General features: G+C 66.6%; 19 protein-coding genes. 9 read left to right on the top strand and 10 right to left on the bottom strand.

The window, feature by feature from the left end:
- Positions 1–2 precede the first annotated feature (2 nt).
- Genes AC6LJ9_RS07285 through AC6LJ9_RS07255 form a run of 7 tightly spaced genes read left to right on the top strand, consistent with a single transcriptional unit; the run spans position 3 to position 8,935 of the window.
- Positions 3–3,203, top strand: coding sequence for an outer membrane protein assembly factor BamB family protein (locus AC6LJ9_RS07285; RefSeq protein ID WP_498147026.1), 3,201 nt, complete (start codon positions 3–5; stop codon positions 3,201–3,203).
- A complete protein-coding gene (locus AC6LJ9_RS07280) occupies positions 3,190–5,028 on the top strand; it encodes a carbamoyltransferase family protein (RefSeq protein WP_498147025.1) in 1,839 nt (612 codons plus the stop codon). Before AC6LJ9_RS07285 ends, AC6LJ9_RS07280 begins: the two co-directional genes overlap by 14 nt.
- Complete coding sequence (locus tag AC6LJ9_RS07275; protein ID WP_498147024.1) at positions 5,025–5,702, top strand: glycosyltransferase family 25 protein; 678 nt, start codon at positions 5,025–5,027, stop codon at positions 5,700–5,702. Before AC6LJ9_RS07280 ends, AC6LJ9_RS07275 begins: the two co-directional genes overlap by 4 nt.
- On the top strand, positions 5,699–6,223 hold the full coding sequence (locus tag AC6LJ9_RS07270; protein WP_498147023.1) for a hypothetical protein: 525 nt from the start codon (positions 5,699–5,701) through the stop codon (positions 6,221–6,223). The genes AC6LJ9_RS07275 and AC6LJ9_RS07270 overlap by 4 nt, the downstream gene beginning before the upstream one ends.
- Positions 6,220–7,428, top strand: coding sequence for a cytochrome P450 (locus AC6LJ9_RS07265; protein ID WP_498147022.1), 1,209 nt, complete (start codon positions 6,220–6,222; stop codon positions 7,426–7,428). Before AC6LJ9_RS07270 ends, AC6LJ9_RS07265 begins: the two co-directional genes overlap by 4 nt.
- Positions 7,425–8,426, top strand: coding sequence for an ATP-grasp domain-containing protein (locus AC6LJ9_RS07260; protein WP_498147021.1), 1,002 nt, complete (start codon positions 7,425–7,427; stop codon positions 8,424–8,426). The genes AC6LJ9_RS07265 and AC6LJ9_RS07260 overlap by 4 nt, the downstream gene beginning before the upstream one ends.
- Positions 8,426–8,935: a hypothetical protein gene (locus tag AC6LJ9_RS07255; RefSeq protein WP_498147020.1), complete on the top strand. Its 510-nt coding sequence runs from the start codon at positions 8,426–8,428 to the stop codon at positions 8,933–8,935. The genes AC6LJ9_RS07260 and AC6LJ9_RS07255 overlap by 1 nt, the downstream gene beginning before the upstream one ends.
- A gap of 36 nt (positions 8,936–8,971) precedes the next feature.
- On the opposite strand, the gene AC6LJ9_RS07250 is transcribed toward AC6LJ9_RS07255, so the two are convergent.
- Positions 8,972–9,331, bottom strand: a complete 360-nt coding sequence (locus AC6LJ9_RS07250; protein ID WP_498147019.1) for an antibiotic biosynthesis monooxygenase — start codon at positions 9,329–9,331, stop codon at positions 8,972–8,974.
- A 591-nt stretch (positions 9,332–9,922) separates the two neighbouring features.
- Between AC6LJ9_RS07250 and AC6LJ9_RS07245 the strand changes: the two genes are divergently transcribed.
- Complete coding sequence (locus tag AC6LJ9_RS07245; RefSeq protein WP_498147018.1) at positions 9,923–11,200, top strand: PI-PLC domain-containing protein; 1,278 nt, start codon at positions 9,923–9,925, stop codon at positions 11,198–11,200.
- Between the two features lie 199 nt (positions 11,201–11,399).
- Here the strand turns inward: AC6LJ9_RS07245 and AC6LJ9_RS07240 are convergent, their stop codons facing one another.
- Positions 11,400–12,035 (bottom strand): glutathione S-transferase family protein, encoded by a 636-nt coding sequence (locus AC6LJ9_RS07240; protein WP_498147017.1) that lies wholly within the window; start codon positions 12,033–12,035, stop codon positions 11,400–11,402.
- Between the two features lie 105 nt (positions 12,036–12,140).
- On the opposite strand from AC6LJ9_RS07240, the gene AC6LJ9_RS07235 reads away from it, so the two are divergent.
- Positions 12,141–13,178, top strand: coding sequence for a transketolase-like TK C-terminal-containing protein (locus AC6LJ9_RS07235; protein ID WP_498147016.1), 1,038 nt, complete (start codon positions 12,141–12,143; stop codon positions 13,176–13,178).
- 56 nt (positions 13,179–13,234) lie between these two features.
- On the opposite strand, the gene AC6LJ9_RS07230 is transcribed toward AC6LJ9_RS07235, so the two are convergent.
- The 8 genes from AC6LJ9_RS07230 to AC6LJ9_RS07195 all read right to left on the bottom strand — a co-directional run bounded on the left by AC6LJ9_RS07230 (position 13,235) and on the right by AC6LJ9_RS07195 (position 20,092).
- Positions 13,235–14,215 (bottom strand): Bug family tripartite tricarboxylate transporter substrate binding protein, encoded by a 981-nt coding sequence (locus AC6LJ9_RS07230; RefSeq protein ID WP_498147015.1) that lies wholly within the window; start codon positions 14,213–14,215, stop codon positions 13,235–13,237.
- An 89-nt stretch (positions 14,216–14,304) separates the two neighbouring features.
- On the bottom strand, positions 14,305–15,105 hold the full coding sequence (gene hpaH, locus AC6LJ9_RS07225; protein WP_392410315.1) for a 2-oxo-hept-4-ene-1,7-dioate hydratase: 801 nt from the start codon (positions 15,103–15,105) through the stop codon (positions 14,305–14,307).
- Between the two features lie 68 nt (positions 15,106–15,173).
- On the bottom strand, positions 15,174–15,587 hold the full coding sequence (locus AC6LJ9_RS07220; RefSeq protein WP_498147014.1) for a nuclear transport factor 2 family protein: 414 nt from the start codon (positions 15,585–15,587) through the stop codon (positions 15,174–15,176).
- Positions 15,588–15,619: 32 nt separating this feature from the next.
- Positions 15,620–16,846 carry an NAD(P)/FAD-dependent oxidoreductase gene (locus AC6LJ9_RS07215; RefSeq protein ID WP_498147013.1) on the bottom strand — a complete coding sequence of 409 codons (1,227 nt, stop codon included), beginning with the start codon at positions 16,844–16,846 and terminating at the stop codon, positions 15,620–15,622.
- Positions 16,843–17,163, bottom strand: a complete 321-nt coding sequence (locus AC6LJ9_RS07210) for a non-heme iron oxygenase ferredoxin subunit (protein WP_103274378.1) — start codon at positions 17,161–17,163, stop codon at positions 16,843–16,845. Before AC6LJ9_RS07210 ends, AC6LJ9_RS07215 begins: the two co-directional genes overlap by 4 nt.
- Positions 17,164–17,165: 2 nt before the next feature.
- Positions 17,166–18,437 (bottom strand): aromatic ring-hydroxylating dioxygenase subunit alpha, encoded by a 1,272-nt coding sequence (locus AC6LJ9_RS07205; protein ID WP_498147012.1) that lies wholly within the window; start codon positions 18,435–18,437, stop codon positions 17,166–17,168.
- A gap of 22 nt (positions 18,438–18,459) precedes the next feature.
- Positions 18,460–18,951, bottom strand: coding sequence for an aromatic-ring-hydroxylating dioxygenase subunit beta (locus tag AC6LJ9_RS07200; RefSeq protein ID WP_103274376.1), 492 nt, complete (start codon positions 18,949–18,951; stop codon positions 18,460–18,462).
- 40 nt (positions 18,952–18,991) lie between these two features.
- On the bottom strand, positions 18,992–20,092 hold the full coding sequence (locus tag AC6LJ9_RS07195) for a cupin domain-containing protein (RefSeq protein WP_212319543.1): 1,101 nt from the start codon (positions 20,090–20,092) through the stop codon (positions 18,992–18,994).
- Positions 20,093–20,112: the final 20 nt, after the last annotated feature.

Genomic DNA, 20,112 nt, shown 5'->3' with positions numbered 1-20,112 from the left:
CCGTGCCAATCGCATTCATCGGTGGGACCCCGCAGCAGCAAGCCGTGCTGAATGCCGCGGCGGCCTTGCTGACCAACGCGCTGGGCTCGGCCACGACCTTGCCCGCCTCGCCCGCCTTGCAGGCCCTGTTCGGCGCCGGCACGTCGCCGGCCACCGTCAATGGCAACTACGCCGCCGTGCTCGCCCGGATCGGCGCGTTGACCATCACTTTTGACCTGACCAAGCCGCTGTCGGTGCAAATGATGGACGGCGTCTGGATGCAGATCATCAATTCCTCCACCACGACCGCCACCGCCCAGGTGCTGGACGCCTGCTGGCAGCAGGTGTACCTGGATTCCCGGTCCGGCACCATCGCGCTGGCGGCATCGCTGATGCATGAGCTGGGCGTGACATACGCCGGACTGCTCGATTTCGAGGGGTCCTCCAGCCTGTCGGGCGCCCAGGCCCTGGCGGCCAGCGATCCGGCATCCGCCTCGGTCAGCGCGATGAACTACGTGCAGGCGCTGTACCCGCTGCTGGAACTGCCGCCGCCACCGCCAGCCCCCGGCGGCATCGCGATCCCGACCGTCGGCACGCTGCTGAACTTCTATCAGACGGTCGACGGTAGCGTGCTTCCGGGCATGGCTCCGCTGGTGCAATCTCCGGTGACGGCGCCACCGCTGGGATACGGCCGGCTGGCGATGTTCGGCGAAAGCGGCGCGCAGATGTCCGCGCTGCATGCCTACGATACCTACCAGGGCCAGGACCTGTGGCCCTACAGCGCGCCCATCGTCAGCGGCCCGGTGGATGCGACGCCGGTCGCCACCGGCACCACGGTATGGTTCTGCACCGGCCAGGGAAACCTGGTCTCGGTGGACATGACCAACCCCGCCATGCCCGGGGTCCAGTCCGCGCTCACCTTCATGAATGCCGCCTCGCAATCGAAGGTGACCGCCACCCTGCTGGGAGGCGATGGCGCGACGCTGTACGCGGTATCCAGCATGGGCGTCTATGCGCTGACGCTGGGTTCGCAACCCACCATCAAGTGGAGCGCGCGCACCAGCACCGACTTCTCCGCGTGCGGCGCCACGCTGGCCGCCGGCCTGCCCTTGGCCGCGGCCGGGAGCACGCTCTACGGCTTCAAGGCCGACGGCTCCAGCTGGACGCTCGCGCGGCCCGCCGCCGTCACCCTGCTGGTCAGCCCCGGATCCGGACAGGCGCTGCTCAATGGCCAGGGCGACAGCTTCGACGTGGTGGATACCGCCACCAAGGCCGTCGCCGCCAATGTGGTGCCCCCCGGCATCACCGGCATCGATTTCTCCAAAGTGCTGCTGGTGGGCGACCGGCTCGTCGTGCCAGCGCGCTCGGGCCAGCTGGCGGTGTACGCCTGGACCTTCATCGACCTGCCCGGCACCTGGTGGCAGTGCTGGTCCGTGACCTTGGCGCAGCCGCTCTCGGCCACGCCAACGCTATGGGGCACGACGCTGATGGTGCAGGATGGCGCGGGCAACCTGTCGGCCTTCGACCTGTACACGGGCGCGCGGCGCTGGCAGCAGACCGGCACCGCGGGCGCCAGCGCAGCCCTGGGCGCCAGCGCGATGGTGAACGAAGCCGACGCGGCGCTCTATCCCCAGGGCAATTTTGCCGGCACGCCCGCGCTGGTCAGCGCCCTGCCCTCGCCCCTGCCCGCCATCGCCAGCGCCATGCCCGGGCCGTCCGGCTCCTACGCGCTGCCCAGCGTCTCGGGCACGACCGGCGGCGAAATCTACCTGCCCAGCGCCGCGCTGGCCTTGTCCCCGGCGCCGACCGCGATCGCCGGCTGGGGACCGGACCAGGTCGGCGCCCTGCTGACCCAGCAAAGCCTGCCCTACAACGGCGTGACCACGCGAGCCTGGGTCAGGGCCGCGACAATCAACTGCCTGGGCACCTGGTTCGTGCGCGACAGCGCCAACGCCGTGTTCGGTCCCAACGTGGCGATGATCGACTTCAACGGCAGCTCGCTGCCGCTGGCCTCCAGCGTGACGGCGGTGGTGGCCGTCGGCGGCAATGGCTCGCCGGTGCCCGCCGGCGTGCAGACCGCCCTGGCCATGTCCGGTTCCACCGCCCAGGACACTTTCCAGCTCTATCCAGGCGATCTGGACTTCACTGAACGGATCAACATCAACGCCGCCACGCTGGCCCAGGCCCAGGCCACGCTGGGCACGATCGTGCGCAGCCGGGGGATGACGACGCCCAATGTCCCCGGCATTCTGGCGCAGCTGGTCGAGCTGAAATTCGGCATCTACCCCTATCCATTCCAGGCCTCGGGCAGCAGCGATGTCGGCCCCAAGGGCGCGCCCATCGCCTGGACTCCGGCCCAGATCACGGCCGGCCAGATCACGGGCACGCGCACGGACACCGGGCAGTCCGCCACCATCGCCTGGGCCGACGCCAGCAGCAATCCGGGCTGGATCAAGTTCGACTGGATCTTCTCGAACCCGTCTCAGCAGATCGTGATGAACACCAGCAACGTGCTCGACCCAACCTGGCAGGATCCGGTGGGCAACATCACCACCATGGACGGCGCCCAGGACGCCTTTCTCCAGGAGATCTATCTGGACACCAGCCAGGAATCGCTGGTGGCGAGCCTGTACGCCGCGATCGGCGCCGACCTGCGCGCGTACTACCTGGCGCAGCTGGCGCTGGAAGTGAAGAAGTTCGGCACGCCGGGCAAGGCCAAGTACAACCTGGGCAAGGTCGCCAAGCGCCTCTACAACCTGACCCGCATGTCCGGACGGCTGCTGGACGCCGTGTATCTGCAAAGCCTGTTCTCGGCGCCGATCGCGCTGGTCTACCAGATATGGAGCCGCATCAAGGGCGTGGGCGAGGCCGCCACCGAAACCTCCATTCCGGTGGCGCAGATCAGCGCCCAGACCCAGGCGCTGCTGACCGCGTTGCAGGCGCAGCAGGGCCTGGACGCCACCTCCAGGCAACAAGTGGCGACGGACCTGCAGGCCATCATCACGGCGCTGGCCGCCAATCCGCTGCCTTCCAATTTCGACGCCTTGATCGACAAGTGCCAGCTTGATTGCCTGACCTGGGTCAATTCGGTCTTCAACTCCATGCTGCAGGCCAATGCCGGCCTGCAGGCCTACATCGATTCGCTGGTGGCCCAGAGCGTCACCGCCGGCGAAGTCGCCCGCAGCCATCCACGCATCTACGAGGGTCCCGATGACTGGTCCTGAAACCACGCCCGATACGCCCCGGCACAGCGCAGCAAACGTGCTGGGCCTCTGCTCCACCGGCCATGGCGCCGCCGCGGCCCTGGTATCCGCCCGCCACGGGGTGCGCGCCCTGACGCTGGACCGCTACACCGGCTGCAAGCATTCGCTGCTGTTCAGCCGGCGCGAGCTGGCCGACATCCACAGTGGCGAGTCCAATGTGGACCACGCCATCCGCGACGCGCTCGACTATTCATTCAACGGTTTTCCGCCGTCGTTCATCTCCGAAGACGCGCTGCTGCCGTTCGTGCGCCACCTGATCGGCGGCCTGCCACTGGGACCGGAAGACATCGACATGATCGTCACCGCCGACTGCCACTTCGCCTTCAACTGGGGACGCGTCGGCACGCTGCTGGAATGCCTGTTCCCCAATGCCGAGGTCGTGCGCGGCCTGGAACACCACCAGATCCATCAATGGCAGGCCTACCTGCCCAGTCCATTCGAGCGCGCCGCCGTGCTGACCGCCGACGAGAGCGGCGAGGATCTGGGGCGCATGGACGAATCGCGGATCGCCATGACCCTGAGTCATGCGCAAGGCCTGAGCATGGAGGTCTTGCTGGAACACCTGCATCCCGGCAGCAGCCCCGGGCTGCTGTACGCCGAATTCTCGCGCCATCTGGGGTTCTACGCGGGCGACGAAGGCAAGACCATGGGACTGGCTTCCTATGGCCGCGACACGCTCTACCGCAAGCTGCGGCCGGCGCTCGAGCTGCACGAGGACGGTTCATTCGCCTTCCCGCCGGCGGCCGAGTACCTGCCCCAGGTGGCGCGCTACGCGCCACGCCGCGAGGATGGCGCGCTACTGCCCGGCCATGCCGACATCGCTTTCGCGATCCAGCGCATGATCGAGGAGATCATGCTCAACGCGGCCGGCGCGCTGCGCCGCCGCCTGCCGGACGTGGACGCCATCTGCCTGGCCGGCGGCGTGGCGCTGAATAGCTGCGCGAATCAGCGCATCGCCGACGAGGCGGGTTTTCGCCACCTCTACATCGTGCCCAACCCCGGCGACAACGGCCATGCGCTGGCCTGCGCGCTGTATGGCGCCCAGATCCTGGCCGGACATCCGCGCGCGCCGGTGGCCACCGACTACCTTGGCCCGCCCGCCGAGACCTCGCAGGCGCTGGAACGCACGCTGGCCGACCACGGCATCTCGACGCGCCAGGCCAGCGCGCAAGACATCGCGGCCCTGCTGGCCGAAGGCCGCATCCTGGGCCTGTTCCAGCAGGGTTCGGAGCACGGGCCGCGCGCCCTGGGCAATCGCAGCATCCTGGCCGACCCGCGCAGCCCGGCCATGACCCATATCGTGAACGCCCGCATCAAGCATCGCGAACTGTTCCGGCCGTTCGCCCCGGTGGTCCTCTACGAGCAGGCGCGGCAATGGTTTGACCTGGGCGAGGCCGGCGACGACGAAAGCCCGTTCATGCTGCGCGTGTTTCCCGTCAGGGAAGCGCTGCGGGACCAGCTCGGCGCCATCACGCACGTCGACGGCACCGCGCGCGTGCAGACGCTGCGCCGCGAACACAATCCGTGGCTATACGAGATCATCGAGGCGTTCGGCGCGCTCACCGGCGTGCCGGTGCTGCTGAACACGTCGTTCAACCTGGCGGGCAAGCCCATCGTGGAGACCGCCGCCGACGCGATCGAATGCTATCAGTCCTGCGGCATGGACGGCCTGCTGCTCGGGCAGCGGCTGACGCTCAAGCCGCAAGCCACGGCCCACCCGGATCCGCAGGCGTCCGAGGAATTCGACGAGCTGCAGCGGCTGGTGTCGCATCTGAGAGCCGCATGATGGCGGGCCATTTGGGGCTGCCCTGCGGCGTCTATTGCATCAGCCTGCCGCGCAGTGGCGCGCGCCGCCGGCATATGGAAAGGCAATTCGGCCGCCTGGGCTGGCCGGCGACCTTCGTCGACGCGGTGGAAGGCGCGGATCTCGACCTCGACGCCATGCGAGGCGCCGGCGAGCTGCATCCGCAGAACGAAGGGCTGTCCGGCCCCATGTCGCACGCGGAAGTGGGCTGCGCGCTATCCCATGCCCACGTCTGGCGCATGCTGTGCCAGTCAGACCGGCGCTATGGACTCGTGTGCGAAGACGACCTCGTGCTGCCGCCTTCGCTGGATCTGTGGACACTGCTGCGCGGGCTTCCTGGCGACGGCGACCTGGTCTACCTGCATTATCTCAACGACGAGACGCTGACCTCGATCCGGCCCGCCTTCGATCCCGAGCGGGACACGCCCGTTCGCCGGGCCGGCGCCCTGTCGGTCTACGAGGCCTGGTCCTGCGGCGGCGCCAGCTGCTATCTGGTGACCCAGCGCGGCGCCCGCAAGCTGCTGGAGCATCTGCGCGGCATGCGCTATCCCAGCGACGGCTTGCTGGCCAGGCTGACCGCCAGCGGCCAGCTGCGCGCCTACGCGCTCTGGCCACGGCCGGTAGCCATCCACCCCTTCGAGTCAACCATCCGATGACGACCCTGGACGCCCCGGTGGCCCACGCGGGCAGCGATGCGCTGTCGCCACAATTGCGCGCGCTCGCCGCCCGCCTGGTGGGCGCCGCGCCCACCGACATGACCGACGTGGTCCGCTCCCTGCGCGCGCAGGCGCCGGTGCCCGCCGCGCGGGCCTTCCGCTGCCGGCTGGAACCGCAACTGTGGCGTGATATCGGCGCCCTGGCGCGCGGACAGGCCCGCGCCACGGCGCTGGCCCTGGTCGACCTCGCCAGGGCCATGCTGGCGCTGGACCCGCACGCCCGAGAACGCACGCGTACCTACAGCCGGCGCTGGCGCATCCAATCCTCGGAAGACCTGCGCGCCATGCTCGCGCGCATCGACAGCGTGGCGGAAGCGGCGATCTACCTGGCCAGCTTCAAGCCCCGCGGGCTGATCGTCACACTGCCGTTCGGACTGGCGGCGGAGATCCTGCTGCGAGCGCACGGCGAACGGCCGCGCGACGATGGCGCCCTGCTCGACTGGCTGGAGAACGGATCATGAATGACATGCGCTTCAATCCCTTTGCCAAGGATTTCTCGGCCGCGCCCTATGCCCACTACCGGGAATTGCGCGAGCAGGATCCCGTGCACAGAAGCGCCATGGGCATCTGGGTGCTGACCCGCTATGCGGAAGTCAGCCAGGTCTTGCGCGATCCCTCATACAGCTCGGAAGTCTCGCGCTGGCCCGGTTTTGCCCAGCGCTACCGCTCGCGCCCCGGCGTGGCGTGGCTGCTCACGCACTCCGTGCTGAACCGCGACGAGCCGGATCACAAGCCGCTGCGGCGGGCCATCATCCAGGCGTTCAGCCCGGCCAGCGAAGGACGCCTGGCGCTGATGATCGATGACATCCTGGACCAGCGGCTGAACGCGCTGGACGGCGGCCGGGATTTCGATGCCGTCGGCGACTTCGCGCTGCCGGTGCCCGTCAGCACGGTCTGCCGAGTGTTCGATGTCGCCGCCGCCGACCAGGCCCGGGTCAAGGCCTGGTCCAACCAGGTGGCTTCCTTGATCGAACCGCTGCCCGCGGCGCCGGTGCTCGGTGATGCCGCGGCCGGCATCGCCGCGTTCAAGGATTATCTGCGCGAGAAAATGGAATGCCCCGAGGATGCCGGACTGGCGGGCGATCTGATGCGCTCCATGCAGGAGCATCCCGTCGGGCTCGAGGACGCGCTGGCCAATCTGGTGTTGATGTTCCCCGCCGGACATGAGACCACCGTCAATCTCATCGGCAACGGCCTGCTGTTGCTGCTGCGCCATCCCGAGCAGCGACGCCTGCTGCGGGAGCAGCCCGATCTCTGGCCCAAGGCCATCGAGGAAATGCTGCGCGTCGAATCGCCCCAACAGATCGCCTGGCGGGTGGCGACGCAGGACCACGAACTGGCGGGCAAGCGGATTGCCGCCGGCGACCAGCTCATGCTGGTGCTGGGCGCGGCCAACCGGGATCCCGAGGTCTTCGAGGATCCCGAGCGCTTCGACATCACCCGGACGAACAACAGGCACGTGGCCTTCGGCCTGGGACGCCATGCCTGCCTGGGCGGCTGGTTTGCCCGCATGCAGGGCCAGCGCGCGCTGCAGGCCATCGTCGCGCGCTTTCCCCGCCTGTCCCTGGCGGGCGCGCCGCTCTGGCATCCCACGGTCAGCTTCCACGGTCTGCGGCATCTGCCGGTGACGCAGGCTCCCGCCTTCCCCAACGGAGGACAGCAATGAAGCGCTTGCGCGTGCTCATCATGACCGGCTTCGAAACCCTGACGGGCTTCATGCTGCCCATGGAACACCGCTCCATCGTCTGGGGGCTGGACGAGCAGAATATCGAATGGCACCTGTACAACCCCTGGAACCCGCTGCCCCGGCTCGACCGCTATGACGCGATGTACGTCTCGGTCTACCGCTACTACAACCGCAACTATGTCTACTACGGCGCGCGCCGGGAAGCGGAACTGCTGGCCCGCGGCTTTCCCGTCATAGGCACTGTCGAGAACGCGCACAGCCTGCATTCCTTCTACCTGAGCCGCTGGGCCGATGCCGGCATCGAATGCGCGAAGTACCAGCATTTCTCAGCCTTCGAGGACATCACCGACCTGAAGTATCCGCTGGTGCTGCGGCGCGACGGCATGCATCGAGGGTCGGGCATGTATCTGGCGCGCACGCCCGAGGACGCGCAGCGCACCATCGAGACCCAGCGCCGGCTCGCCCTGCAGACCTATCCGGACGCGAAGGGCATGCTGCCCCTGAATCTCGCCATCGAGTTCGTCGAGACCGAGCGCTCCGGGCTCTACTTCCACAAATTCCGCAGCTATGTCGTGGACGATGAGGTGATTCCCGCTCACTTCATGCGCTCGATATCCGCCTTCGTCAACTACAAGGATGCGGCCCTGTGGGCGCAGACCTGCTCGATGGACGAGGTGTTCCGCCTGGAGGGCGAGCCGCATCCGGAACGCGTGTTGGCGGCGGCCCGGGCGGTGGGCCTGGACATCATCGCGCTGGACTACAGCCGGCTGCCCGACGGGCGCTATGTCTTCTGGGAAGGCAATCGGGTGCGCGCGACCGCCGGCGACTCGCACGTGGCCTGGCTGGGCATCCGCGACACCGACATGCGCTACGGCACCTCAGTCGCCCGCCTCATCCGGCGCCGTTCCCGCCAAGCCGATGCGGCCAGGCCAGCCGTGCCGTTCGTACAACCGGCCGCCGCCAGCTTCCTGCGCTGATGGACACGCCGCCGCCGGAGGCGCTGGCCTTGTTGCGTGAACTGCGCAGCGCCTTCATCCAGGGAGACTGGACGGCCTTGCGCGCCACGTTCGCGCATGCGCAGTTCAGCATCAAGGGCAGCGCGACCACGGTCGAATCGTTCCAGCGCTTCCTGCATGTCCGCCAGTTCATGCTGACGGATCTGGTGCTGGAACGCGTGCTGGACCTGCGGGCGCGGGACGACGCACTGGTCCTGACCGGCCGCTACGCCCTGATCGGGCAACGCGGAAAGCAAGCCAGCCGCGACGGCATCATTTGCGACGCCACCCTGTCGCTGGCCCGCAGCGGCGCCCTATGGCTGGTGACCAGCCTGCATGCGGTCTGTCCGCCCGAGCACGCCCTTTGGCACAACCGGCCGAATGCCGAAGCCCCCATCGACTACGCCGACGCGTCGGCCAGCGATGGCGATGCCCTGGCCTCCCAGGGCATCGTGGCCGGCTGCCCGTGGCGCTGGCGGGCGGACGCATGATGCTCGGCCCGCCCCGCGCCCACCGGCCAGCAGCGCTCAAGCCGCACGCGGTAATGCCCCGGGCAGCACCAGGTCATCCACGCGATAGGTATGGAACTCGCTGCTGGACACCGCGTCGAGCCGCCGGAATTTCTCCAGGAATACCGGATCGGAAAAGAACTCGTCCACCTTGTTCTCGCCGGAAATGGCCTCGATGTTGACCACCGTCTTGCCGTCGGTGCTCTTGGACAGATTGCTCCACAGGAAGCCCTGCTTGGTGCGGGCGACGTAGTGCACCACGTCCTGGATGGCGCTAAATGCTTCTTCCTGCTTGCCGGGATGGGCATGGATGACGTTGACGATGAAGACGGTGGGCTGGGGGCCGGCAACGAAGGCGGCGGCGTGTGCGGATGCCATGATCGGATTCCTTAGGGTTGACGACGGCAGGCAGTGTGCGCTGTGTCACTCAAAGGAAAAAGCGGCCGGCGGGCGCAACATTGCGGACATGTGCGTCCGCAATCCGATTGCACAGCCCGTTGCCCGCCTCTATTCCTCCTTCCCGCAATGTAGGTCATTGCTCAATTGAATCCAGAGCGGGAGGCAACACGTGAAAGCGATCCAAAAAGCTGACGCAGCACTCGCCCTAATAATCGCGGAACATGCTCCGATCTGAGCACTCGAGATCGCGCACCGCGCGCCTCGATCAGTTGCCCAGCGTAATCACTGAGTACCCAGCCGCTGCCCCCTTCGTGGCCGCGACCCTTAATCTCAGGGAGTATTACCGCGAGGGCAACCCGCTTTTCAATGCCAGGCGATCAACGCTCTGCTGCAGGTGAAATCGAGGCAAGCCAAAAATATTAGCACAACAGATTTACACATATACCCAAAAATTCAGAGCAGCTTATTTAATAAAATTATTAAATTAATACCCACCCCAAACAGATTTGCCGTGCTAGCATTTTTCCCGAACAACCGTGACCATCGTCAATACTTTGCTTGGGAGGTCAAATGCTTGGACTAGGCGATTTATTCAAGAAAGCGGTGAAAGTTATCAAAAATACCGCAAAAGATATAGCTGCCATCCCTGAAAAAGTTGCAAACCTGACAAAGGATCCAATAGAAGTCTCGCTTCAAGTGGAAATTGAAAATCACTGGGGAGCACCGCTTAAAGACCTGTCCCTGTCACACTCATCTGCCCGCAAGTTTGTTGATCGAATCACCTTGCCAGAATTGGCTCAAGGGGCAAGGACAGCAGCATTTAAAGCCAGATTCATGATCTATGGCACTAGCCATGCCCTCGATTACTGGATACTTAAGTTCAATTTCGATGAGAAAATCTGGACGTGCAAGGTCAATTTTTCCGCTGACTTATCCGCCCTGGACTATGAGCATGGAGGGGCCGTCATTTGCCGCATAGAAAAAGACGACGGAAGCCCGCAGATGAAAATCATCCCTCCAAGCAGTTCCTACAGTACCGTCTCATTGCATGAATATCGCTTACCAGAAAGGAACGCCCGTCCTGTCTATGCGATCGCCCACAAGTGCAACGACCAATACGACGTAGTCCAAGCAATCCATCGTGGATTCAATGCAATTGAGTGTGATCTGAAATACGACAAGAAGAGCGAGATCATGTATGTGAACCACGACAATGCGTCGGGCATGAGCCTCGAGAAATGGTTGGATGACACCAAAGAAGTCATGGATTCTCATCCGACGGACTTCGCTCTTATATTTTTTGATTGCAAGTTCGTCGCCGACTTGGGAGGCGATAAAAGTAAGAAAGTTCTCGCACAGACCCGAGAAATCGTCAGAGGCAAGCTCGCGCGCGGTGCCTCTCCGATAAACTACATCTTTTCAGTATCGGACTACAAGAACAGATCTGCGTTTGACGATATTTTTGCGGACCTCCGCGGCAACGAAGGCATCGCTATCGACGAAAGCAGTGAGCCGGACGACGTGGAGGCATTTTTCAAAGAGAAAAAATGCAGAAATGCCTGGTACGGGAACGGCATCTTCGTGGCAGGCGTTAAATCTGTCGCACCGTCGATCAAGCGCGGAGCGGAATTGCGTGATAAGAACGGCCTTATAAAAGGAGTCTATGTTTGGACATTAAACAAGGAATCCTCCATAAGAGAGTATTTTATCGACTATAAAGTAAATGGCGTCTTTGCGAACCCTGTAGGATTATTCAACGGCTCTGGAAGAGAATTGCATGTCATCTACGGAGAGCGGTCTCTGAGGTTCGCGCGCAGAGAAGACAATCCATTCATCTCCCACAAGTAACAAGACAAATCGAGCAGAAAAATGATGACCTTGAGAAGTAGCCCATCATTCTGTGGGTCAACTGAAGGACCGCTCAAGGTCATTTTTTGAAGAATCGTGAGGCGACCGAGTCTGATCGAGGTCGCGACGGACCCGCTCAAGGCTACATAAGGCCATCGCGCTGGCTGCTATGCCTTCGTCAAGTTTGCAACGCGGCCGATCACAGTCCCGCGTTATCCCTCACCGCAGCCTTGACCGCCGGCCTGGCCTCGATGGCTTCCAACCAGCGGCCCACATGCTCGAACGGCGCGATATCCAGCTGCAATTCCTCGCTCGTGCGCAGCCACGAAAAGGCGGCGATGTCCGCGATCGAGTAGTCCTGCGTGGCCAGATGGCGCGATTCGGCCAGCCGCCGGTCCACCACGCCCAGCAGGCGCAGCGACTCCTTGCGGTAGCGCTCGATCGCCTCCTCGTTGCCGCTTTTGGACCCATGCAGGAACCACCACAGCTGCCCCAGCATGGGACCGATGCCGCCGATCTGGAAATGCAGCCATTGCTGCACCGCCAGCTGTCCGGCCAACGTGTCCGGCTGCAGATGGCCGGTCTTGTTGCTCAGGTACGAAAGAATCGCGCCCGATTCGAACACCGTCAGCCCGGCCTCGTGGTCGACGATGGCGGGAATCTTGCCGTTCGGGTTGATCTTCAGGTATTCGGGCCGCTTTTGCTCGCCCGCGCCCAGGTCCACGGGATGACGCCGGTGTGCCAGGCCCGCCTCATGCAGGTAGATGCCGACCTTCAGGCCGTTGGGCGTGTCGGCGGTGTAGAACGTGATGGGATTTCGGTTTTCGGCTGCCATGGAGCGCTCCGGTTTGATTGCGTTGAATACTTGCCGCTACAATAATTGTAAATGCAATTCTAATCAAAGCACGCGCCGCCGCGTGCCTCCGCCGAGCAAACACTCATGTCCATCCGCACGCACAATGGGCCGCGACCTTCGGCCAGTACCCGCGCCGCCGCACAGGCCTGCCTGTCGCGCATGGCCGCCCGCCGTTCCGGCGCGGCGCATCAAGCACGGGAGTCGCCGGCCGCGATGGCTCGGGGACTGGCGCGCACGCTGCTCGCGGATGCCCGGGATGCCAGCCACCTGTCGCTGATCAAGGGCCCGGGCGCGGACGATGTGCCCGACGCCGGCCTTGCGGCGGCCTGGCCGCTGCGCTTCGGCGGCCAGGCCCCTGACCATGAAATACCACTGCTGTATTTTTTGCGCGCCAGCGCCGCCAGCGCGCTGCGCGCGGCCTGCTGGGAAACGCAGGATCGCGGCATCATCCTGAACCTGGCGGAAACCACGCCGTCGCGCTGGACCAAGGGCGTGATGCCCGATGTGCCGGTCTGGCTCAATGCCTACCTGCCCTGCACGCCGTATGACCCGGCATCGGCCGGCGAGGCCCGCGCGATCCTGCGCGGCGCGCTGCAAGCCCTGTATGTGGACGGAGACGCCGGCTGCTGCTATCTGACGCTGCACGGCGATGATGCCGGCGCGGATCCGTTCAGCGAGCCGGACGCGCAAGCCGCGTGGCGCGGCATGTACCGGATCGGCCCGGCGTCGGCCGACGCGCGGATCCGGCTGTGCGGCGCGGGCAAGGCCTTGTCGCGCGTGATCCAGGCGGCCGAGTGGCTGCGCCGGGACTGGGGCATGGACAGCGAGATCTGGAGCTGCCCCAGCTATACGCGCCTGGCGCGCGACGCCGGCGCGACGGACCGCTGGAACGGGCTCAATCCCCTGATGACGCCCCGGACCTCGCATCTGGACGCCTGCCTGAACGGCGATGCGCGTCCCGTGCTGGCGGTCACGGACTACCACCAGCCCATCGCCGGCCAGATCGGCGCCCACGTGCGGGCGCCGTTCGTGGCGGTGGGCGCCGACTCGCAGGCCCGCGAGCATGCCAGGCCCGCCGACGCCCAGTGGCTCGTCGCCATGGCGCTGCGGATGCTGGGCTGATCCGGTCGCACGGCGGGCAAGGCGGTCCGCTTGCGCACCGCCTGCCCTGGCCCCGCTCAGTCGATCGACGCGCCGGCGGCCTTCACCACCTTGCCCAGCCGCTCGTATTCCTCGGCGCCGAAGTCCTTCAGGCCGGCCCGCGTGGTCGGCGACGGAATGGCGCCGCGCGATTCCAGCGTCTTGCGCACCTCGGGCTTCTGCAGCACCTGGTTGAGGGCGGCGTTGAGCTTGTCCAGCACGGCGGCCGGCGTGCCCTTGGGCGCGTACAGGCCGTCCCAGGCGTAGAACTCGTAGCCCTTCACGCCCGCCTCGCTGACGGTGGGAATGTCCGGGTTGGACGCTACCCGTTCCGGCGTGGTCACGCCCAGCGCGCGCAGCTTGCCCGCGGCGATCTGGCCCGAGACGTTGGGCATCACGTCGATCATGAACGAGATGCGGCCGCCCAGCAGGTCGGTCATGGCCGCGCCGCCGCCCTTGTACGGGATGTGCATGACCTTGATGCCGGCCATCTGGTTGAGCAGTTCACAGGCCAGGTGCGACGAGGTGCCGTTGCCGGCCGAGCCGCAGGTCAGCTCGCCCGGGTGCGACTTGGCGAAGGCGACCAGCTGGCCCAGCGTCTTGAAGCGCTCGTCGGCGCTGTTCACGACCAGGGCCGCGGCGATGACGGTGAAGCGCGACACCGGCTCGAAGTCGCCCGGGGCATAGCCGGGGTTCTTGTACAGCCAGTGGTTGGTGGCCTGGGTGCCGTTGGTGCCGTAGGCCAGCGTGTAGCCGTCGGGATTGGCGCGCGAGGCGATGGACGTGCCGATATTGCCGCCGGCGCCCGGCCGGTTTTCCACGATGATGGTCTGGCCCAGCTCGCGTCCCAGCGGTTCGGCCATCAGCCGCGCCAGCGTGTCGCCGCCGCCGCCGGCCGCGAAAGGCACCACCAGGGTGATGGCATGGGTGGGCCAGGCCGGTTCGGCCTGGGCCGTACAGAACGCCAGCGACGCGCAGGCGGCGGCGACCGTTCCGATCAAGGTCTTGCAGGGTTTCAAGTTTGTCTCCTGTTCAATGGTAGCGCGCGCCCTGTGTAGTGGATATGTGGCGCGCGGGTTGCTGCGGGTATTCCTGAAACCGGGTTTCCTCAGACGAAGCGGCAGCTGACGGCCCCCAGCGCGCCGTAGTCGACGTGGAAGGTGTCGCCGCGCTCGGCGTAGACCGGCCGCGTGAAGGAGCCGCTCAGGATGATCTGCCCGGCCTCCAGCGCCACATCGTGTTCGGCCAGCTTGTTGGCCAGCCAGACCACGCCGTTGGCCGGATGGTTCAGCACGCCGGCCGCCAGGCCGGTCTCTTCGATCACGGCGTTGCGCGACATCATGGCGCCGACCCAGCGCAGGTCGGTGTCGCCGACCCGGACCGGGCGGCCGCCCATGACCACGCCGGCGTTGGCCGCGTTGTCGGCGATGGTGTCGAAGACCTTGCGCGGGCGCTTGGTGTCGGGATCGATCTGGTGCGAACGCGCGTCGATGATCTCCAGCGCGGGAATCACGTAGCGCACGGCGTCCAGCACGTCGAACAGCGTCACGTCCGGCCCTTGCAGGCGGCGCTCCAGGATGAAGGCCAGCTCCACCTCGACGCGCGGCACGATGTAACGGTCGCGCGGGATCTCGGCGCCGTCGCCGTACAGCATGTCGTCCAGCAGCGCGCCGTAGTCCGGCTCGTCGATCTGCGACGACAGCTGCATGGCGCGCGAGGTCAGGCCGATCTTGTGGCCGACCAGCCGCCGGCCCGCCGCGATCTTGGAGGCCACCCATTCACGCTGGATGGCGTAGGCGTCGGCGATGGTGATGTCGGGATGGTCCAGCGACAGCTGGCGCACCTGGCTGCGGCCGCGCTCGGCCTGGTCCAGGCGCTGCGCCAGCGCCTTGATGGTGGCGGAATCCATGGAAGGTTCTCCGGGATGATTGGGATTCGGTGGCTGTGATTCAGTGGCTGAGACTCGACATCCGGCGCTCATTCCGGCGGCAGATGGCGGCGGCTGCGCTTGTCCTGCAACCGCCAGCCCTGCGCGGTGGCCACCAGCGTGTCCTGGCATTCGCGGATCGCGACCAGCCGGGGCGCCCCGCCCTGCTCCGTGGGCCGGCTCTCGTAGGCGGTCAGGAAATAGGCGACCGTGGCCCGCGATCCGTCCTGCGTGGCCAGCCGCAGATTGGTCACGACATGGCAGGTGGCGCGATCCGGCGCGCGGCCGTTGAGCGCGTCCAGGATCTGTTCGCGGCCGGACAGCAGCCGTCCTTGCCGTTCCCAGCAGCCGTCTTCGGTCATCAGCGCGGCGGCGGCTTCGTGCCGGCGCGTGTCCAGCGCATGGAAAAACGCCAGCACGGTTTCTTCGCAGGCGGCCTTGGTAAGCAGGTGTTCAAGTTCCATTGCATGCTCCTTGCCAGGTTCCGGGGTCGCCATCATCCGATCTGGGCGCTGGCCAGCGGCGCATCCGACCGGCGCAGCAGCGCCGGATCCAGCATCGCGCCCTGCGCGATCCATTTGCGCAGCTGGCGCAGTTCGCGCGCCGCGTTCACCGTCACGCCCGCCACGGCGCGGCCTTCCGCATCCAGCGCCACCGACAGCAGCGCGCGGGCATCGGCTTGCGGCCGCAGCACCTCGCTGGCCGCCAGCGCCGGAAAGCCGACGATCTGCACCATGGCGTCGTATTGCTCCGACCAGACCGCGCCGGTCGGCCGATACGCTTCGCCCAGGCCCAGCGCCGACAGCGCCGCCGCCGTGCCCTGGTCCTGCGCGTTCTGCCAGGACTCCAGCCGCAGGCGGCCGCCGCCGGGCTGCGCGGACACGGCCACATCGCCGGCCGCGTACACGTCCGGCACCGAAGTGCGGCAACGCTCGTCCACCAGCACGCCGCGATCGCAGGCAATGCCGGCGTCGCGCGCCAGCGCATCGTTGGGCGTGAGGCCCACGCCCAGCACGATCGCGTCGGCGACGATCGAGGAGCCGTCCGCCAGTTCCGCCACGGGCCGGCCGTCGGCCGATCCGCCCACGGCGCGCAGGCCGGCGTTCAGCCGCAGCGCCACGCCGTTGGCCGCGTGCAGCGCCGCCAGATGCGCAGACACGCCCGGCTGCACGCTGCGCGCGCACAGCCGCGCCTCGCGCTCCAGCACCGTGACCTTGCTGCCGGACTGGCGCGCCGTGGCGGCAACCTCCAGCCCGATCCAGCCGCCGCCCACGATCAGCACATGCCGGTTGGGGCCCAGCCGGGCGCGCAGCCGTTCGGCGTCGGCCCGCGTGCGCAGCACGTGCACGCCGTCATGGTCCACGCCCGGCAGCGCCGGCACCGTGGGCCGGCCGCCGGTGCAGAGAATCAGCTTGTCGTAGGCCAGCGCCTGGCCGGCGGACGTGTCCACCCGCTTGTCCGCGACGCGCAGCCGCAGCGCCGAGACGCCGGGCTCGAATTCGATGCCCATCGACTCCAGCTTGGGCGCGGCGAACAGCTCGGTGCTTTCCGCCAGGGCCTGGCCGGACAGCACCGCCTTGCTCAGCGGCGGCCGTTCGTAGGGCGCGTGCGGCTCGTCGCCCAGCAGCACGATGCGGCCGTCGTAGCCGCGGTCGCGCAGCGTGGTGGCGGCCCAGCCGCCCGCCTGGCCGGCGCCGACGATGACGATCGCGCCGGCGTTCACGCGGCTTCCGCCTTCAGGTAGATGACGTCGCCGTCCACCTTCACCTCGTAGCGGCGCAGGTCGGTCGTGACGGGCGGGCATTTCGGCTTGCCGCTGCGAATGTCGAACACGCCCTGGTGCAGCGGGCATTCGATGGTGCCGTCCTCCAGGTAGCCGTCGGCCAGGCTGGCGTTGCCGTGCGGGCAGCGGTCCTGCGTGGCGCAGATCTCGCCTTGCAAGTCGTACAGACAGACGCCCTCGCCGTCCAGCACGACGCGCAGGGTATTGGTGTCGGGCGAGATATCGCCCACTTGGGCCACGCGTTTCCAGGTTTCCATGCTCACAGCCCCATCGCCTTGCGGTAGTAGTCGTAGAACGAGCGGATCAGCACCTCGGTCACCATGTAGTCGGCCGGCTCGGTGTCGCGGCCGCCCATTTCGACGATGCCGCGCGCTTCCGGGTAGCCGGTGACGCCGATCTGCACCTGGTTCAGCATCTCGCTGTCGTCCATGGACACGAAGCCGGCCGGACCCAGCAGGTTGGCGTGCTTCAGGCGCAGGCGCGTCATTTCCTCGTCGTCGTCCTCGTAGCCGTAGTAGGTGAACACCAGCTCGTGCTCGGTGGGGCTGCGCGGGATGACGTGGCGGGTCTTGAGCGAATTGGCCTGGATGCCGAACTGCGCCGCCGGGAACACCCAGGCGCCGCCGACGCGGCCGCGATTGAACTCGGCGCGCGGCGTGACCGTCTCCAGGTCCAGCAGCTCCAGGTCCTCGCGGAAGCGGCTCATCTCGGTGGTGGCCTCGGTCTTCTTCTTGCCTTCGTTGTGCGACACCATCACGCTGTGCGCGCCGCCGCCGGTCGGAATGCACTCGGACTTGGAATCAGCGCGCCACAGGCCGAAGGTGATGTAGAAGGTGTGCAGCAGGGTCGCGTGGTACGGATCCTTCAGATTCTCCAGGTACATCTTCCAGTTGCTGGGGATCAGCTGGCGGCTGTAGCCCAGCAGCTTGAGCGGCTTGCCCGGCAGCATGTGGTCGATCTCGGCCAGCACTTCCGGACCGCAGTAGTCCTCAAAGCCGGGCCCGTCCTCGGCGAAGGTGGCCCAGACCGAGCCGCCGCGATTGACGCTGCGCAGCTTGCGGATGCCGTTCTGCTTGGGATCGAAGTCGCGCGGCATGCCGCCCTTGCCCAGCGCGCCGCGCCGGAACGGCACGCCCTGCAGATTGCCTTCCAGGTCATAGTTCCATTGGTGGTACGGGCAGGTGAAGTCGGCCACCTTGCCGGTGTTCTGCCAGCAGATCTGCGCGCCGCGATGGGCGCAGCGGTTCTCCAGCACGTGGATATCGCCGTTTTCACCGCGCACCATGATGACGGGACGGTTGCCGATCCAGTTGCGCTTGAAGCAGCCGGTCTCGGGCACTTCGCATTCCAGGCCCACGTAGTTCCAGGTCTTGCCGCCGAAGAACACGTCCATCTCCTTCTGGAAAATGGCCGGATCGGTGTAGACCCAGTTGGGAATGCGCGTATAGCCCTCCTTGGGCCAGCGGCGCTCGATATGGACGGGGGCCGCGGCGGGCGCTTCTTGCCGCGTGGCGGCGTCGGGACAGGTCATGACGGATTTCCTTGCGGCGGATTCAGATGGGGACGATGAGCGAGGTGCGCACGCGGTAGTTGTCGTAGACGCAGTCGCGGCGGCTGAACGCCAGCCCCTGCGGCGTCACGCGCAGCTCGTCCAGGTAGCGGCCGACCATGTTCAGCGTGGGCTCGCGGTCGGACAGCGACTCCATCACCGCGAAATTGGCCTGCGCGACGATGCGGTCTCCATCGACCTCGGTCACGCGCACGCCGCTGATGAAGTGGCGCAGCGCGCGCGGCTCGAACATGGTGGTCTCGCGCAGCGCGGTGACGCGGTCGCGCACCATGTTCTTGTTCATGCAATAGATCAGCCCCAGCGGCAGGCCGGCGTCGTGGTTCTCGCGCGAGAGCACGCGGTAATGGCAGTCCTCGGTGAAGAAGTCGGGCCATTGCTCCAGCCGGTCCTCGTCCAGGCAGTGGGCGTAGTCTTCATAGAAATCCCGCAGGCGCGCGCGCAGCGCCGGGGCGTCGGAAAGCTCGGTCAGGGTCATGTCGGATCCAGGGTTCATGTCGGTGTCGGCGCGGCGGCGCTCAGGACGCGGCGGCCAGCTGCGCGCGGTTGCTCTCGAAGCCGCTCTGGCTGCCCAGCGCCAGGATGGGCTCCTGCATGCGCTCCTGCCAGATCAGCGATTCCATGGCGATCTGCAGCGGATGGTCCTGCACGGTCAGCGCGGACGTGGTCTCGGTGCCGGAATGGTGCGAGTGCATGGCCCAGCCCGGCGCCGACAGGATCAGGTCGCCGGCCTTCCAGTCCAGCCGTTCGCCGCTGACCTTGCTGTAGCCGTTGCCGCGCAGGTAGTAGTTGATGGCCGACGAGCTGTGGCGATGCGGCACGTGATGGTTGTCCGGCGGCGAGGACGAGATGGTGGCGAAGAAGCTGTGCGTGGTGCCGATGCGCCGCTCAGTGGCCGGGTTGTAGAGCACGAACAGGCGGCGGCCGTTGTAGCCGCGCGCGATGTCCTCCACCGTCGGCAGGTGACGCGAGACCTCGGCCCAGGGCCAGTGCAGCGCCTTGGATTCCAGCACGTCGATATCGATCAGCCACTCATAGCCCATCAGCCAGGCGCCTTCCGGCGTGATCTGCTCGCGCAGCGCCAGGTCGCGCGAGCGCGCGGCGCCCGGGGCGCGGGCCGGCACCGGCTTGGTGTTGGCGTCGGCCGGCGGCACGTCGCCCTCGAATTCCTCGACGTAATGGATCTCCAGCTTTTCCAGCAGCGGCGCGTTGGAGTACGACAGGCGCACCCACGGTTCCTTGCCTTCGTTGCGATAGGAATGCACCTGCATGGCGGGCGTGTTCCAGACGTCCCACCGGCCGGCGCGGATATCGCGGCCCGCCACGGTGGCCACGCCCTCGCCGCTGATACAGATCTCCAGCATGTTGGAGTTCTTGCGCAGGTTCCAGGTGCGCTCGCCCGGGTTGACCACGTTGATGGTCACGTCGGTTCCCGGCGCCAGGCCCAGGCCGGGCGCGCGCGCGTTCGGATGCACGATGAGGGAGGCGCGGCGGCCGTTGTCCGGCTTGGGCGCGTCGATCAGGCGGGCGATTTCCAGGTCGATCGCTTCCTTGGGAACCACGATGGACGGCCACTTGTCCTGTTCGCGGGGTGCGGCCCCGCTGACGTCGATGAACATGCTTGTCTCCTGTTGCCGCC

It is taken from the genome of Achromobacter sp. 1011811831, from assembly GCF_059760905.1.
Note: the sequence above shows the minus strand (reverse complement) of the source record. Positions and strands in the feature narration are given on the sequence as shown.

Coding starts and splice junctions, on each gene's coding strand:
- AC6LJ9_RS07280 (WP_498147025.1), top strand. CDS start 3,190: ATGACTGGTCCTGAAACCACGCCCGATACGCCCCGGCACAGCGCAGCA.
- AC6LJ9_RS07275 (WP_498147024.1), top strand. CDS start 5,025: ATGATGGCGGGCCATTTGGGGCTGCCCTGCGGCGTCTATTGCATCAGC.
- AC6LJ9_RS07270 (WP_498147023.1), top strand. CDS start 5,699: ATGACGACCCTGGACGCCCCGGTGGCCCACGCGGGCAGCGATGCGCTG.
- AC6LJ9_RS07265 (WP_498147022.1), top strand. CDS start 6,220: ATGAATGACATGCGCTTCAATCCCTTTGCCAAGGATTTCTCGGCCGCG.
- AC6LJ9_RS07260 (WP_498147021.1), top strand. CDS start 7,425: ATGAAGCGCTTGCGCGTGCTCATCATGACCGGCTTCGAAACCCTGACG.
- AC6LJ9_RS07255 (WP_498147020.1), top strand. CDS start 8,426: ATGGACACGCCGCCGCCGGAGGCGCTGGCCTTGTTGCGTGAACTGCGC.
- AC6LJ9_RS07250 (WP_498147019.1), bottom strand. CDS start 9,331: ATGGCATCCGCACACGCCGCCGCCTTCGTTGCCGGCCCCCAGCCCACC.
- AC6LJ9_RS07245 (WP_498147018.1), top strand. CDS start 9,923: ATGCTTGGACTAGGCGATTTATTCAAGAAAGCGGTGAAAGTTATCAAA.
- AC6LJ9_RS07240 (WP_498147017.1), bottom strand. CDS start 12,035: ATGGCAGCCGAAAACCGAAATCCCATCACGTTCTACACCGCCGACACG.
- AC6LJ9_RS07235 (WP_498147016.1), top strand. CDS start 12,141: ATGTCCATCCGCACGCACAATGGGCCGCGACCTTCGGCCAGTACCCGC.
- hpaH (WP_392410315.1), bottom strand. CDS start 15,105: ATGGATTCCGCCACCATCAAGGCGCTGGCGCAGCGCCTGGACCAGGCC.
- AC6LJ9_RS07220 (WP_498147014.1), bottom strand. CDS start 15,587: ATGGAACTTGAACACCTGCTTACCAAGGCCGCCTGCGAAGAAACCGTG.
- AC6LJ9_RS07210 (WP_103274378.1), bottom strand. CDS start 17,163: ATGGAAACCTGGAAACGCGTGGCCCAAGTGGGCGATATCTCGCCCGAC.
- AC6LJ9_RS07205 (WP_498147012.1), bottom strand. CDS start 18,437: ATGACCTGTCCCGACGCCGCCACGCGGCAAGAAGCGCCCGCCGCGGCC.
- AC6LJ9_RS07200 (WP_103274376.1), bottom strand. CDS start 18,951: ATGACCCTGACCGAGCTTTCCGACGCCCCGGCGCTGCGCGCGCGCCTG.
- AC6LJ9_RS07195 (WP_212319543.1), bottom strand. CDS start 20,092: ATGTTCATCGACGTCAGCGGGGCCGCACCCCGCGAACAGGACAAGTGG.